At 36.7% G+C, this 15690-nt stretch carries 11 protein-coding genes and 1 other annotated feature; of the genes, 2 read left to right on the forward strand and 9 right to left on the reverse strand.

What is annotated here, in order from left to right; translation table 11 throughout:
- Nucleotides 1-43: 43 nt before the first annotated feature.
- The 5 genes from JNUCC51_RS07885 to spxA form a co-directional block, all read right to left on the reverse strand.
- Nucleotides 44-1732, reverse strand: coding sequence for an MFS transporter (locus JNUCC51_RS07885; RefSeq protein WP_337991527.1), 1689 nt, complete (start codon nucleotides 1730-1732; stop codon nucleotides 44-46).
- 571 nt (nucleotides 1733-2303) lie between these two features.
- Entirely contained in the window at nucleotides 2304-4115 is a 1812-nt protein-coding gene (gene pepF / locus JNUCC51_RS07890) for an oligoendopeptidase F (protein ID WP_337991528.1), read from the reverse strand.
- Nucleotides 4116-4163: 48 nt separating this feature from the next.
- Nucleotides 4164-5285, reverse strand: a complete 1122-nt coding sequence (locus tag JNUCC51_RS07895; protein WP_337991529.1) for a competence protein CoiA — start codon at nucleotides 5283-5285, stop codon at nucleotides 4164-4166.
- A gap of 351 nt (nucleotides 5286-5636) precedes the next feature.
- On the reverse strand, nucleotides 5637-6305 hold the full coding sequence (gene mecA, locus JNUCC51_RS07900) for an adaptor protein MecA (protein WP_100545367.1): 669 nt from the start codon (nucleotides 6303-6305) through the stop codon (nucleotides 5637-5639).
- A gap of 440 nt (nucleotides 6306-6745) precedes the next feature.
- On the reverse strand, nucleotides 6746-7141 hold the full coding sequence (gene spxA / locus JNUCC51_RS07905) for a transcriptional regulator SpxA (protein ID WP_024362527.1): 396 nt from the start codon (nucleotides 7139-7141) through the stop codon (nucleotides 6746-6748).
- A 607-nt stretch (nucleotides 7142-7748) separates the two neighbouring features.
- Nucleotides 7749-7982 (forward strand) — a binding site (T-box leader).
- A gap of 103 nt (nucleotides 7983-8085) precedes the next feature.
- Here spxA and trpS point away from each other — a divergent pair.
- Nucleotides 8086-9075 (forward strand): tryptophan--tRNA ligase, encoded by a 990-nt coding sequence (trpS, locus tag JNUCC51_RS07910; RefSeq protein WP_337991530.1) that lies wholly within the window; start codon nucleotides 8086-8088, stop codon nucleotides 9073-9075.
- 62 nt (nucleotides 9076-9137) lie between these two features.
- On the opposite strand, the gene JNUCC51_RS07915 is transcribed toward trpS, so the two are convergent.
- The 3 genes from JNUCC51_RS07915 to JNUCC51_RS07925 form a co-directional block, all read right to left on the reverse strand.
- Complete coding sequence (locus JNUCC51_RS07915) at nucleotides 9138-9368, reverse strand: YuzI family membrane protein (RefSeq protein ID WP_049668143.1); 231 nt, start codon at nucleotides 9366-9368, stop codon at nucleotides 9138-9140.
- A 536-nt stretch (nucleotides 9369-9904) separates the two neighbouring features.
- Complete coding sequence (gene fabF, locus JNUCC51_RS07920; RefSeq protein WP_100543409.1) at nucleotides 9905-11146, reverse strand: beta-ketoacyl-ACP synthase II; 1242 nt, start codon at nucleotides 11144-11146, stop codon at nucleotides 9905-9907.
- A 30-nt stretch (nucleotides 11147-11176) separates the two neighbouring features.
- A complete protein-coding gene (locus tag JNUCC51_RS07925; protein ID WP_053483595.1) occupies nucleotides 11177-12115 on the reverse strand; it encodes a beta-ketoacyl-ACP synthase III in 939 nt (312 codons plus the stop codon).
- Nucleotides 12116-13257: 1142 nt separating this feature from the next.
- Between JNUCC51_RS07925 and JNUCC51_RS07930 the strand changes: the two genes are divergently transcribed.
- On the forward strand, nucleotides 13258-13452 hold the full coding sequence (locus tag JNUCC51_RS07930) for a YjzD family protein (RefSeq protein ID WP_100543408.1): 195 nt from the start codon (nucleotides 13258-13260) through the stop codon (nucleotides 13450-13452).
- A 48-nt stretch (nucleotides 13453-13500) separates the two neighbouring features.
- Here JNUCC51_RS07930 and JNUCC51_RS07935 read toward each other — a convergent pair whose 3' ends face one another.
- Entirely contained in the window at nucleotides 13501-15627 is a 2127-nt protein-coding gene (locus JNUCC51_RS07935) for an ATP-dependent Clp protease ATP-binding subunit (RefSeq protein ID WP_337991531.1), read from the reverse strand.
- Between the last annotated feature and the right edge of the window lie 63 nt (nucleotides 15628-15690).

Genomic DNA, 15690 nt, shown 5'->3' on the forward strand with positions numbered 1-15690 from the left:
GAAGACTTCTGTACCTGTCGCTTCGCTTTTGGTACCAAAAACGTTATCGTTTCAATGAAACCTCAAAGTTCCGTTCTCTTATATATTTCTTCATTCTTCTTGCATTTATGCCATTTAAATAAGCGAAAACAGCACCAATTAACATGACAATTGCTCCAAATCTAAAGACTGCTTTATATGCTAAAGAAATATGATCCTTAATTATTTTTTCTAGCGTTAGATAAAGATTTATTATTTCTCCTCTTTCAGTGACAAACGTCTTCTTAATTTCGGCTTGTACGCTATCTGGTGAAGATTTTAGTTCTTTTTCCTCTTCGTCTGTTAGCATATGTAAAACATCCTGTAGTGACGATTTATTTTCTGTTTGTTCATTTTTATTTTTTTCTAATTGAAGCTTTAGCTTTTCCTTAGTATTATCACTAAGTTTACTTATTTCAACCTTTTCAATCATTTCATTTTTTGCAGTTTGCATTTCGTTCTGCATCATATGCTGTAGCATGACTACTAAAATCGCCACTCCAACCGCAGCACCAATTACACGACTTACTTGAAATAGCCCTGAAGCAATCCCAGCCTTTTCTTCGGGAACCTGCAAAATGAGTGCTATTGATAATGGGCTAAAAATTAAACCTGATCCTAAACCGACAATCATTAAAACTCCAACAATAGCCCAAACCGATTGATCTGGTGAAATAAAACCTAACAAGAATGTTCCTATACTAAATAGTACATAACCAATGACACCAAACCACAATGTCCCCCATCTATTTGCTTTAGCTGCAAGAGGTGTAATGAGCATTGTTGCTATAGAAGATGAGCTAAGAATTAAGCCCGCCTGTATTTGAGAAATGCCTTTTACTGTTGTTAAATAAAATGCCATTAAAAAGTAGACACACATCATACCAATTCCTAAACATAGCAGTGCGATATTCCCGCATGCAAATTGATAGTTTTTAAACAACTGAACTGGAAGCATTGGATCTTTATTTTTTGATTCAATCTTTACAAACAATAGTAATCCTATAACACTACCAATTAAACAACTAAGAACAAGTGGTGATGACCACCCAACTTCCTTCACTTGTAAAAGACCGTATATGAGTGCAAACAATGAAATACTAATTATTATCATACCCATCCAGTCTATCTTCTTAGATGCAGTAGGATCATACGATTCATGTACATAAGAATGAATTAAACACACTGCTAAAATACCGATTGGTAAATTAATATAAAATATCCACTGCCATGAAAAATTCTCTGAGATTACTCCTCCAATTGTCGGTCCCAATGCAGTCGATACACCTGCCATAATTCCAAATAGTGCCGTTACAACACCAACCTTTTCAGGCGGAGTATGAACAAGTACTAAAGGAACACATACAGGAACAATCATTGCTGCCGCCAAACCTTGAATCGCCCGAAATAATATTAATAACTCGATAGATTGCGATATTCCACATAGAACTGATGCAACTACAAACAAAATAAGCCCTATTTGAAATATTTTCTTCCTTCCAAATTGATCTGCAAATCTTACCGCTGTTAGCAAGATAACTCCAAATGCAATGTTGTAGCTATCAATCACCCAGGAAATTTGATCAATCGTAGTTTCATAGTATGCTGTAATTTTTGGCAAAGATACATTCACAATTGTGGTGTCCAATAAAGCCATAAAAAAACCAAGAGCCGCAGCAATTACCGGCATAATATAACTTTGTTTACTCTCCATTTTCTAGCCTCTTTCCTCAAAATGCAACCATTTGATTGCATTATAAAGAAAAAATAAAACGAATGCAACTGGTTGCATTCATTTTATTTTTAGAAAATCAGCGATAAGGCTCTAAATATTTATCGGAATGTTCTAGTGATTTATCGGAACAAATTAGTAATTTATCGGAACGTTTCGGTGATTTATCGGAACATTTTTGAATTTTATCGGAATATTTCGCCGTTTGATCAAGAATTATAAAAAATAAAAGAAGCGCCACTATCCTCGACAGATAGTGACGCTTCTTTTTCACAAAGGGGATGGGAGAAATGTTCACGTTCAAACAAAGGGGTGTATGTTTGTTTTGTGATTTATTTCACATGAATTACTTTATCATGGGATAGTAAATATAGCAATAAATCCGATGGTAGATTCACAAATTTGTCAAATAGAAAGCGATTTCAAACAGTATTTTTTCAAGATACGCACTTTTAAACATTTAGAAATCAAAAAAATTCATTATTCTTTTATTGTTAATCACTCAACTAACCATAGAAATAAGGCTGTAGTGAAATACCTACAGCCTTCAAAATTAATTATTCAACAATAATTTCTCTAACTCATTTAAACGTTCTTCAAATACTTTACATGCATCATCAATCGGTTTAGCAACGTTCATATCAACACCCGCTGCCTTTAATACCTCAATCGGGAAATCAGAGCAACCTGCTTTTAAGAAGTTATTAATATAACGTTCTACAGCTGGTGTACCCTCTTCTAAAATCTGTTTACTTAATGCTGTTGCAGCTGATTTACCTGTAGCATATTGATACACATAGTAATTATAGTAGAAGTGTGGAATACGAGCCCATTCTAAGCCGATTTCCTCATCTACAACTATATCCTCGCCGAAGTATTGTTTATTTAAATTATAATAAACCTCTGTTAAACGCTCTGCTGTTAAAGATTCACCATTCTTATCCATTTGGTGGATTAGGTGTTCAAATTCAGCAAACATTGTTTGTCTGAAAACAGTACTTCTGAAGCCATCTAACCAATGATTTAATAAATAAATTTTCTGTTGTGGATCTTCAATTGTTTTTAGTAAATAATCATTTAACAGTTCTTCATTACATGTCGAAGCTACTTCAGCTACAAAAATAGAATAATCACCATAAACAAACGGCTGATTTTTACGTGAATAATAACTGTGTACACTATGACCAAATTCATGAGCTAGTGTAAACAAATTATTAACATTGTCTTGCCAGTTCATTAAAATGTATGGATTCGTCCCATAAGCACCTGAAGAGTACGCACCACTACGTTTCCCTTTGTTTTCTAAGACATCCACCCAACGGTTATCAAGACCACCCTGAACAATCCCTTGATATTCCTCACCTAGTGGCGCTAAAGCCTTTACTAAAATATCCTTAGCATCGTCGTAAGTGACTTTCATATCTACTTCCTTAACGAGTGGAGCAAATAAATCCCACATATGCAGCTCATCCACACCTAAAAGTTTCTTACGTAATGAAATATAGCGCTGCATAGCTGGTAAATGCTTATGGATTGTTTCTACTAATTGATCATAAACACTTTCTGGAATGAAATTGTTAGACATTGCTGCGTGGCGTGCGGAATCATAATTACGGATACGGGCGTTAACATTATGCTTTTTAACATTGCCAGTTAATGTAGCCGAAAACGTATTTTTAAAGTTACCGTAAGTTTCATACATTGCTTTAAAGGCATTTTCACGCACAGTACGATCTTTACTTTCTAGAAACTTAATGTAGTTACCTTGAGTTAGCTGTACTTCTTCCCCTTCTTCATTTTTTACTTTTGGGAAGACCATATCAGCGTTATTTAACATACTAAATGTATTGGAAGCGGTACCTGTAACCTCAGACATTTGTGCAAGTAATGCTTCCTGTTCTGCTGGTAAAACGTGCGGACGTGCCATCGTTATTTCTAATAAGGATTGCTTATACAGTTGTAAATCTTTGTTTTCTGCTAAGTACTGTTCTATTGTTTCTTCACTCAACGATAAAATCTCAGGAGTTAAAAACGCTAGGGCAGCTGAGATACTAGTCGCTAATGTTTGAATACGACTATTCATATCTTGGTAGGTGCTATTTGTCGTATCTTGGTCATTACGCATATGAGCATACGTGTAAAGCTTCATTGTACGTTGATAAATATCATCGTGATAAGTAAGAACTGCTAATAATGCATCTGCTCCGTTTTTTAAAGTACCTGCAAAGCTAGGTGCCTTTTTTGCAATTTCTGCAACTTCTTTATACTCCTCTTCCCATAGAGCGTCAGTAGCAAATATATCCTCCAAGCGCCAAGTTAACTCTTCTGGAACTTCATTTCTTACTAAAACTTTATTACTAGCCATGTGCCAGCCCCCTTTATATGTGAGTTTTTCCTATACTCTCATATTTTCTCAGTATATTGTGGCAATTGCAAATAAATGTGCGTACACCTGCTCACAAATATCCGGAAAACAATCATTTACCTTATAACTTTTTGCCAGCACCATTCCATAATTTTTGATTGCTTGTACTGTTTGATTTGTTACCTCTACATTTTGTTGAATTAAAAACGATCGAATATTTCCCTCGTTTAGTTCATGAGGTGCTAATTGTAAACGACGACAAAAATGATGTAAGATCGTTTGCCACTCAATAGAAAACATCGGTATCGCTTCCGCATCTTTTACCGGAACACCTACGTAATCAGGCAAAGCGGTTAAAGCAAAACGTAACTCATAACAACTTCGTAAAAATGAATCTTGTACCCCACTTTTACTATGTAATAAACGTTGATATACGAATTGCTTACAATGCTTTTTATAAAGCTGCCAATAAAGATGAAATTCCTCTTTTGAAATTGACTTAGGCTCATAAAAAGGAAAATGTTGCTTATGAATAGTTAGTTCCTGTACTTTACCTATAAAAGTATGCCCATGAACATGAAGAAGATTCGTCCAATAAATAAAACTAGATGTGTTTGCATCATAGGTCACCAAATAAGCCAAGCCTCGTGCTGTGGCAATTATCATCTTTTGCATAATTGGAGAAATGGAAATTTTTCGAATACCTTGTGTAGATTGTCTTTGAGGTGTTTGAAAAAGCCACAATGGCTGTATAGAATTATTCTCGTATCCAGATGTACGCAGTAGCCACTTTTCATGTGAAATTGTACTACATTGAAATTCAATGGCAATTTGCTTTTGCTCCTTTATCAGAAGCATATCTGGTCGCTGTGAAAGTTTCTGTAAATAAGGCTCCAGCTTTACTGTATGCCCGAGTTTTCTCAGCCATTCAAATAATTGGACTTTCCCTTGTAAATGAAGTTTTGATTCACCCTCTGCAAATAACTGTACACAGCTATTATTAGCAATATGAGCGAAATGAGGCACATTATATTTACCTATCTTTAATTGAACAGGCTGTTGGCATTGGGGACAATAAAATTTCATCTGCCGCCTATATCGTTGTAAAGCTTCCCTTGAATATTGGTATGGAAGGAAAATCTGCTGCTGCTCATTATAGGCCATAAGCATATAATCATCTCCTTTTTAACCTAATTGTAAAGGAGTGTTTTTATAGCAACAAATAAAGAACGGCTTTTTCTTGAAATATAAATTTTGCCTCGATTGCCGTGTCGCGCAGATAAACAATGCGTCATGCTTAGGCCTGCGTGAAGCAGGTCAGTTAGCCGTTATCGCATGGATGCGATGATTTTAGGCTAACACCCTATGTGAAATCCTTTCAGATTCTGCGATGTTTGGACACCGCTGAAAGAAGTTAAAATTGCAATCTTTTTAATCCTTTTAAATAAAAAGACTGTAAATAAACTTGATAATCACCAAGTTTGTTTACAGTCTAAACCACTGAATCAAGTACTCATTACTTTAAATAAAATATTTTCGTACTGTTTCAAAGCAATTAAATTCCATAATTTTTTCGCCATATTCCTCTAAGCGATGGATTGTGAAATTTGATGGTATTAAAAATTCTTTAATAACGGCATTTCTATCGTGATGATTCAGTTCTTCATCTGCGTTCGCAAAGTCTACTACCAAATAGTACCAATTTTCATATTTAAATAATGAGGAATCCACTAATTCATCTGTCATGCGTTTCGCTACAGGGATTAACTCATCAATATCTTTAAATTTATAAACATAAATGTCTGTATCCATAAATAACTCTGACTCATCTAAGTCACCAAACTGAGTTAGTTGACTGAGAAGATCCTCTCCAACGTCCTCGAATGGGGCAAACATCTCTTTGTGTTCGTCAAATTGCGAAGAACCATCTAAGGTTTCACCGTCTTTTAAAATATGTGCACGTGTGACAATGATTTCTAAGCCTACTTCAGACGCATTGATATGAATCCAAATAGGACCTTCTACATCAAAGTAATCCTCCGTGTTTACTTCATCAATCATATCCCAAAAAAGTTGTTCACCCTTTGCTCGATTGTACCAAATTTCTTCACGACTATAGCCGCGATCCTCTATATCATTGTACGTAATAAAGAGCTTGAGTGTATTTTCGTTTACACGTTCGATGTCCACTAGACCTCATCTCCCTTCACTGTCATTTGTCGAAAAACAGTTTTGTTTCATTAGTATGCTTTTATTCATTGTTTTTAACCTCATACTCCGTTTTTGTTTTTCAACCTTTGACCACACTACAGTAAAACTCTTGAGCAACCGAAATCAAAAATAAAATTAATTGTCCACAGTTGTCTCTAATTATATTGTATGCTGTTCTGTCATAAAATGAAAAGGATATACACCGTTTCACAGAAGATATTTGAATTATTGAAATTGTAGTAAACTATTAAGTTTAAATCAAGTTTAACATACTTTACGGAAATATATGACTTTTCCCTATTATTTATTATACTTTAAATAGAAGGTTTTACATAAGTAAAACATAAAAAAATAGATGTCACAATATGCTTGATGCATATGTAACATCTAATACTTATTCTATGCAGAATACGGAGATATTAGTTCACCATACGCTGTGCTTCTTGCAATTGATACGCACGAACTTTACGAGGTAGGAAACGACGAATTTCATCTTCATTGTAGCCAACTTGTAAACGTTTCTCATCTAATATGATTGGACGACGTAATAAACCTGGATACTCTTGAATTAACTCATATAAACGTTGTAATGGTAAGCTTTCAACATCAACATTCAATTTCTGGAAAATCTTTGATCGAGTTGAAATAATTTCATCCGTACCATCCTCTGTCATACGCAAAATTTCTTTAATTTCACTAATGCTTAATGGTTCGGAAAATATATTACGTTCTGTATATGGAATTTCATGCTCCTCTAACCATGCTTTCGCTTTTCGGCAAGACGTACAACTTGGTGATGTAAATAAAGTTACTATCATACTGACACATCCTTTCCATTTAATCATTATCTATAACCAGTGTGTTAAATTAGAATTAATGTAATGTAATCTACATATCATTATACAGTACTCTGTGATGTTTGAATATAGTCCCAATAAAAAAAAGAATAACCTTATCACACTAAATTTTCTGTCTATTTATTTTACTTTTAAAAGCAGCAGTTACTTCTTGTCATGTCTAATGAACTACTAATAACATTCCCATTCGTAGCGCATTTTAAACACTCATCTCTGATTGTTTTTGTTCTCATTTAAAAAATTTAAACGAGAATATTGTCAATTCAGTGTGTACAATATAGACGTATATTTACTAATATTGGTTGCATTTTCAAGTAAATAGCTCAACACCATAATGTTTGGTTAATTTCCATACCAACTGGGAGCTTTTCTAGAATGCTAAATAGATAAAAAAAGCAGCGAAAATAGCATATAATTTTTTTCCCAGAATGACCACCGCCAAAAGTCTGACTTTGCACACTTGCATTTCACTGAGCCTTTATAATATAATTTTTTGCAATCAATCAATTATGTCTTTGGTGAGTTCACCTCATCTATACACTTGGAAGACAATTATTGAACTAAATAAAAAACGCTGACGAAGAGTAGTACATTTGCACTTTACACGTTTAGAGAGTCTGTGGTTGCTGCAAACAGATCGTGTAAGCATTTGGAATGGACTTCCGAGTTAGCTTTGTGAACGTCTTAGTTTCCTTACTGGAGTCTATTAGCAGAGCTCGTCCCTTCACGTTACGAAGTAAAGTGGCCTATTTAGGCAAGCTGGGTGGTACCGCGGATTCAAACATCATTCGTCCCTTCATTAGAAAACTAATGAGGACGCATGATGTTTTTTATTTTGGAAAAATCGACTAGGCCTTATGTAAAGACTATCTAAGGCAACAAAATTCTAGGAGGAAATGACAATGACAACTATTTTTTCAGGCGTACAGCCAACAGGTATTGTAACTCTAGGGAATTATTTAGGTGCGTTTAAACAATTCCCAGCATTACAAGATGAAGGAGACGCTGTTTATTGTATCGTCGATCAGCATGCAATAACAGTGGCACAAGATCCAAAGGAATTACGTCAAAATATTCGCAACCTAGCAGCTACGTATATCGCTACTGGTATCGATCCTAAAAAATCTACATTATTTATTCAATCAGAAGTGCCCGCTCATGCACAGGCAGGCTGGATGTTACAATGTGTTGCATCGATCGGTGAGCTTGAACGTATGACACAGTTCAAGGATAAATCTCACGGTAAGGAAAGCGTATCTGCTGCTCTACTAACATATCCACCATTAATGGCAGCAGATATCCTTTTGTATAATACAAACATTGTTCCTGTCGGTGATGATCAAAAGCAGCATATTGAGCTTACTCGTGATTTAGCAGAGCGCTTTAACAAACGTTATGGTGACGTTTTAACGATTCCTGAAATTCAATTACCAAAAGCAGGGGCTCGTATCAAATCACTACAAGAGCCAACAAAGAAAATGAGTAAATCTGATCCAAATACAAAAGCGACAATTAAGCTTTTAGATTCAGCGAAAGATATTGAGAAAAAAATCAAATCAGCTGTTACTGACTCTGATGGTTTTGTGGCATTTGATGTGGAAAATAAACCTGGTGTTTCTAATTTACTAACAATCGAATCTGCCATTTCAGGTGTATCTATTGACGATCTTGTAAAAAAATACGAAGGCGTTGGCTATGGTGGTTTCAAACAAGGTGTAGCAACAGCGGTTATTGATCACCTGACTCCAATTCAAGAGAAGTTCTATAATTTAGTAGAATCCTCAGAATTAGATACTATTTTAGATGCAGGTGCTGAAAAGGCAAATGCAATTGCAAGTGCTACTTTAAAACGCATGGAAGAAGCAATGGGCCTTGGTCGTGCTCGTCGCTAAAAATAAAAATTTATCATAGAGATAATTAGAAGAGCTTGGCCAAAAAGAGAGTAATTTAAGAGTTACATCTTATCCTTTTCATTTAAAGTTTTATCATAACCAAGATCAAGTACAACAGCGCATAACACAACGGCTGATCCAATGGCCAGATAAAATGCTGATGTTTGTGCCATGAACTTAAAAACCACTAGCCAGGTATATCCAAGTGTACGATAATTTAAATACAAGATGAGATTCCCTACTGAGAGAATCAATAAACCATAGCTCATTAAAAATAAAAATAGTCGGAACAAGATAAGAGCATCCTTTCTATTTCTTCTTAATTATCATCTATTCACAAAACTATAAAAAAAGACGTCAGCCACGTAAATAAAATGGGCTGACGTTTTTTTTATGTTATTGAAAGACAAATCTAACAGAATAGACTTATAACATTGAAATGATTGTACATCTGTTATTACTACCTCTATTGTTTCGCATATAAAGGCATTTTGCTGCAAAGTGGTTGATTGGAGTGGAGACTGGGCGACTCCTTGGGGATCAGCGAAAGGGGAACGAAGGCTAAGATCATCACGTCCTGTGATAACGCCTTCGTGACCAACATCGGTGCCGCTGCCGCTTCGTTAGCACTATGCTTTCGCGCAAAAAACTTCGGTTGGCCCAAGCGGCTCATCGGACGCCCCCAGGAAGCTCTGCGCGAAAGCGAAGCGGCAGCGATAAAAGCGCCCAGTCGGAACAGAAATCAACCTCTCGTTTTACAGAAGCTCTGGTGAATATAAAAAAATCAGTGGAAGATGAAGTATCTCCCACTGATTATAGTTTTACTTTATTATTCCTCGATTTTTTTGAATAGTAGACTAGCGTTGTGTCCACCAAACCCAAGTGAGTTACTCATAGCATATTTAATATCTGCTTTTCGAGCTTCATTCGGTACATAATCTAAATCACAATCTGGATCTGGATCTGTTAAATTAATTGTCGGTGGTATAATACCTTCTTTAAGTGCTAGTGCTGTGAAAATAGCTTCAACACCACCAGCTGCACCTAATAAGTGACCTGTCATTGATTTTGTAGAACTCATTGCAAGATTATAGGCATGTTCACCAAAGACTGTTTTTACTGCCTGTGTTTCAAATAAATCGTTATATGGTGTACTTGTTCCGTGTGCGTTAATATAGTCTACTTGTGAAGCTTCTACGCCGCCATCAGTTAAAGCTTGCATCATTGCACGAGAAGCACCTTCTCCTTCTGGAGCTGGAGCTGTAATATGATGCGCATCTCCTGTTGCACCATAGCCAAGAACTTCTGCGTAGATTTTTGCACCACGTGCTTTTGCGTGCTCATACTCTTCCAAAATAACAATACCAGCACCTTCACCGATAATGAAACCATCACGATTTTTATCGAATGGACGGCAAGCTGTTTCTGGATCTGTATTTAAAGATAATGCAGTATTTGCACAGAAGCCTGCTACTGCCATCGTAACGATTGGTGACTCTGCACCACCAGAAATCATAACATCTGCATCGCCACGTTCAATTACTTTAAAAGCATCCCCAATGGAGTTTGTACCTGAAGCACAAGCAGTTACTGAACAAGAGTTAATGCCTTTTGCTCCAAAGTGAATCGACACTTGGCCTGAAGCCATATCCGGAATCATCATTGGAATAAAGAATGGACTTACACGTCTTGCTCCACGCTCTTGGAATGTTAAAAATTGTTGCTCGTATGTTTCCATACCACCGATTCCTGAGCCAATCCAGACACCTGCTCGTGGTGCTAGCTCTTCATCGATTGTTAATTGTGCATCTTCCATCGCCATGATGGACGCTGCTAAGGCATACTGTGTAAAGCGATCCATTTTACGAGCTTCTTTACGTTCAATATACTTTTCAATATTGAAGTCTTTCACTTCAGCGGCAATTTTTGCTGCGAAAAGATCTTTATTTAAACGTGTTAACTCGCCAACCCCTGATTTTCCTGCTTTAATGTTAGTCCATGTTTCTTCGATGCTATTTCCTAGTGGTGTAACTGCGCCAATTCCTGTAATTACTACTCGTCGTTTACTCATTGTATTACTCCCCTCAAGCATTTTCGTTTTTTATTTTCCCCATCTAATTGTAACGGCACCCCATGTTAAGCCACCGCCAAATCCTACAAGTACTAATATATCATCATCTTTAATCTTACCTGCCTCAAGCTCATCTACCAAAGAAATACCTATAGACGCTGCCGACGTATTACCATATTTGTGAATCGTTTTCGACATTTTTTCCGGTGGTAGTTCTAGACGCTCTCGAGCAGATTCCATAATTCGAATATTCGCCTGATGCGGCACTAAAAAGTCTACGTCTTCTTTTGTTAAACCTGCTTTTTCTAATACGTTTACTGCAGATTCACCCATTTGACGAACTGCAAACTTAAATACTTCACGGCCATTCATAGCGATCGTGTCCTGCTGTGTTAAATACAAGTTCTTTCCACCTGTACCGTCAGCTCCAAGCTCAAATGATAAAATACCTCTACCTTCTGATACTGGACCAACAATCGCTGCACTTGCACCGTCACCGAATAACACAGCAGTATTACGATCTTCCCAATCAAGTACTTTCGACAGCTTTTCAACACCTACTACTAAGACGTATTTATAAGCATTTGATTCTACAAATTGCTTTGCTGTCACTAAACTATATATAAATCCTGCACAAGCAGCCGCTTGATCCATCGCAGCTGCATTAACTGCTCCGATTTGCTCCTGAACCATACATGCTACGCTTGGAAAATTTTGATCTTGTGTTACTGTTGCTACAAGTATTAAGCCGATTTCCTCTGGTGTAATACCTGCTTTTGCAATAGCCTCTTTTGCAGCAGCTACTGCTAAATCTGAAGTTTCTTGGTCATCTGCGGCAAAATGGCGTTCTTCAATCCCTGTGCGAGTTCGAATCCATTCATCCGAAGTGTCCATAATTTTTTCTAAATCAAAATTTGTAACGACTTTCTCCGGAACGTATTTGCCAATTCCTATAATACCAGCGTTCATTTAGCAACCCCTCTGCTTTCTTACTATCAATTATTAGTAACTGGTCTTAATTATAACTCATAATGAAGTATTGGTGCAAGATGAATTAAATTTAACGTTCCTCATCATGATAACGTGGGGTTAATTTTTGTTCCCTTTTGGCGTCCAATAATCCCTAAGAAATTGCCCAGACGGAACGAAAATCAACTTATATACATGGCATACGATTTAACAAATGTCATCTCCAACTTTTAGAGCTGATGCAAGAAAAAGCATATTTAGGTGAGGCTGAAAAATTCAATAATGACAGGTTAATGAAAAAAAGCTGCAAATAAATCTGCAGCTTTAGCCTGACAATTGCTAGCATATATTATCAACAACGTAAAAGTTGATATCGTAAAAAGATGAAAGGTGGCACTCGCATGATTCTGCGTACGTCCAATCTTTTTTCTAATAGCTCATTAAGAATCATTTTCTCCTTGGAACGCTTAATGCTCTGAAGAAATCGCTTGATGGGTTGCAGTTTCAAACGACGAGTTGTAAGTTTCCTTTTATTTGGTTTGCTACCGTAGTTGTGTCAACGTAATAGCTGACGCTTTAATCGTCTGGTGTTGCGGTGGTGTTTTTGGTTCAATAAACAACGTTGAGTAATACGCATCCGCAATGGTAATCAAGTAAATCACAAAAAGTAATTGTTTCATTCAATGGTTCAAAAATTCATTTCTCCCTTTTTTCAGTTCTATCAATTCGAATTGTCTAGTTATAATACGAATGATACGTAAAAAAGTTTCAAATTAAAAATGACCAACGCACAGATAATCCCAATAAGCCACCTCGGTATGAGATAAACATTAGTTTAAAGAACAGCGGCAAGGCGAATTAAAATTAATGCTTTTTTGCCTTAATCGACTCGACTACGAATAGAACGACTTCTCCTTAGATTAAAACAACCACGGAACTCCCTAGCAATCAGCATTTACGACGTCTTCAAATTTCGCCGATCCTACTGAAATTGCATAAAAGTACAAAAATAAGATTATCGTTGTGACAAATTCGCCATGTTTCATAGAAATGGTTCTTTTTTTTTCGATTTATGTTATGATATGATAATGAATATGTAGTAAAACTTTATGATATAAAAAAGTTCGGTTGAGGTGAAATTAATGCAATATATCGTAACATTCTTTTGGTCATTCCTACTAGTTTCAATGTTAAACTACGTAGTAAGCTCTGTACTTGGTGTAGATTTTGATTTCCAAACTGCTGTTGTAACATCAGTTGTATTTACAATTCTTGTTTTCATTATCGGTGCGGTTATTCCAAACGAGTCAACTCCAGAAGCTGCAGACAATCATTAATTCAACTAGAAAAAACCTGTTTCGCTCAATGCGGAACAGGTTTTTTTGTTATTTTTCAACAATACATTGACCATCATGCATTCTAATGTGCAATGTTTCTCCTGGTAATACTTCACCTCGAAGCAATTCTTTCGCAACCGCAGTTTCAATATAACGTTGCACGAAGCGTTTTAGTGGTCGTGCGCCAAACTGAGCATCTGCTCCTTGTTCTACAACCCAATCAATTACATTTTGTTCTACTTGTAAAGAAATATCTTGCTCTGCAACTCGTTTGACAAGCTGTTCGACATATTTCCAAGCAATCGCTGTAAAGTGCTCATCTGATAGTGCATGGAACATAATAATATCATCCATACGATTTAACAGCTCTGGTTTAAAATGTTGACGCAGCGCAGCCATTACTAAATCCTCCACTGCTGCATCGTCTTCTTTTGCTTCCATTAAATAGCTTGAGCCAATGTTAGAAGTTAAAATGACCACCGTGTTCGTAAAGTTTACCATACGACCTTGGCTATCAGTAATGCGTCCATCATCTAAAATTTGCAGTAAAATATTCGCAACATCAGGGTGGGCTTTTTCAATTTCATCTAATAATACAACTGAATATGGATTTCGACGAACAGCTTCTGTTAATTGCCCACCTTCTTCATAGCCAACATAGCCTGGAGGTGCCCCTACAAGACGTGATACACTATGCTTCTCCATATATTCACTCATATCAATACGAATAAAATGATCCTCAGAATCAAACAGTTGTGCCGCTAGTGCCTTCGCAAGTTCTGTTTTACCAACACCTGTTGGCCCTAGGAATAAAAAGCTACCAATTGGTCTATGCGGGTCTTTGATACCAGCTCGAGCACGCCATACCGCTTCTGTAACAAGCTGTACAGCATTATCTTGTCCGACTACACGTTCATGCAATGTTTCTTTCAAGCGCAATAATTTTTCACGCTCACCTTCTACTAGTTTCGTCACTGGTATTCCTGTCCAACGTGAAACGATAGATGCGATTTCTTCAGCAGTTACCTCTTCACGTAAAATACGTGATTCCGTAGCATTCTCTAATTGTTTTTCCATCTCTTGAATTTCTTTTTCAAGTGTAGGAATTTTCCCATGTCGTAGTTCGGCTGCTTTATTTAAATCATACTTACTTTCTGCTTCATCTAAGTCACGGCGGTATTTATCAAGTTTTTCACGTTTTTTCTGAATGCCATGTAACGCTTCTTTTTCGGTTTCCCATTGTTTGCGCATGCCCTCAGAGGATTCTTTCAGCTTTGTTAATTCTTCACTGAGTTGCTCTAGACGCTTTTTACTTGCCTCGTCCTTTTCCTTACGTAGTGCTTGCTCCTCAATTTCGAGCTGCATAATACGTCGTGTAACTGCATCCAATTCCTGCGGCATGGAATCAATTTCTGTTCGAATCATCGCACATGCTTCATCGATTAAATCGATGGCCTTATCTGGCAGGAAACGCTCAGTAATATAGCGATTTGAAAGTTCTGCTGCCGCTACAATCGCACGGTCATGAATACGTACCGCATGATGTAACTCAAAGCGCTCTTTCAAGCCACGTAAAATGGAAACTGTATCTTCAATAGATGGCTCACGTACAAGTACTTGTTGGAAACGACGCTCTAAAGCAGGATCTTTTTCAATATACATACGGTATTCATCTAATGTCGTAGCCCCGATACAATGTAGCTCACCTCGTGCAAGCATTGGCTTTAACATATTCCCCGCGTCCATGGCACCATCCGTTTTACCTGCACCAACAATTGTATGAATTTCATCGATAAATAAAATGATACGCCCCTCTGAGTCTTTTACCTCTTTTAAAACACCCTTTAAGCGCTCTTCAAATTGTCCACGATAACTAGCCCCTGCTATTAAGGCACTCATATCCAACTCATACAATATGCAATCTTTTAATCCCTCAGGCACATCGCCTTTTACGATACGTTGGGCTAACCCTTCTACAATTGCTGTTTTACCTACCCCCGGCTCACCTATTAAGACAGGATTATTTTTCGTTTTGCGTGTTAAAATACGAATAACATTACGAATTTCTTCATCACGACCGATTACCGGGTCCATTTTGCCGTTTTTTACTTCTTCAATTAAATTACGTCCAAATTGTTCTAATGGTTTTTTATCATTAGTTTGTTGAAATTGCATATTTAGCACTCCTTTTCAATAATGTTAAGCGGAATCCCGTTTGCCATTCTGTTTTTCACAAAA

The organism is Lysinibacillus sp. JNUCC 51, from assembly GCF_015999525.1.
GTDB lineage: Bacteria > Bacillota > Bacilli > Bacillales_A > Planococcaceae > Lysinibacillus > Lysinibacillus xylanilyticus.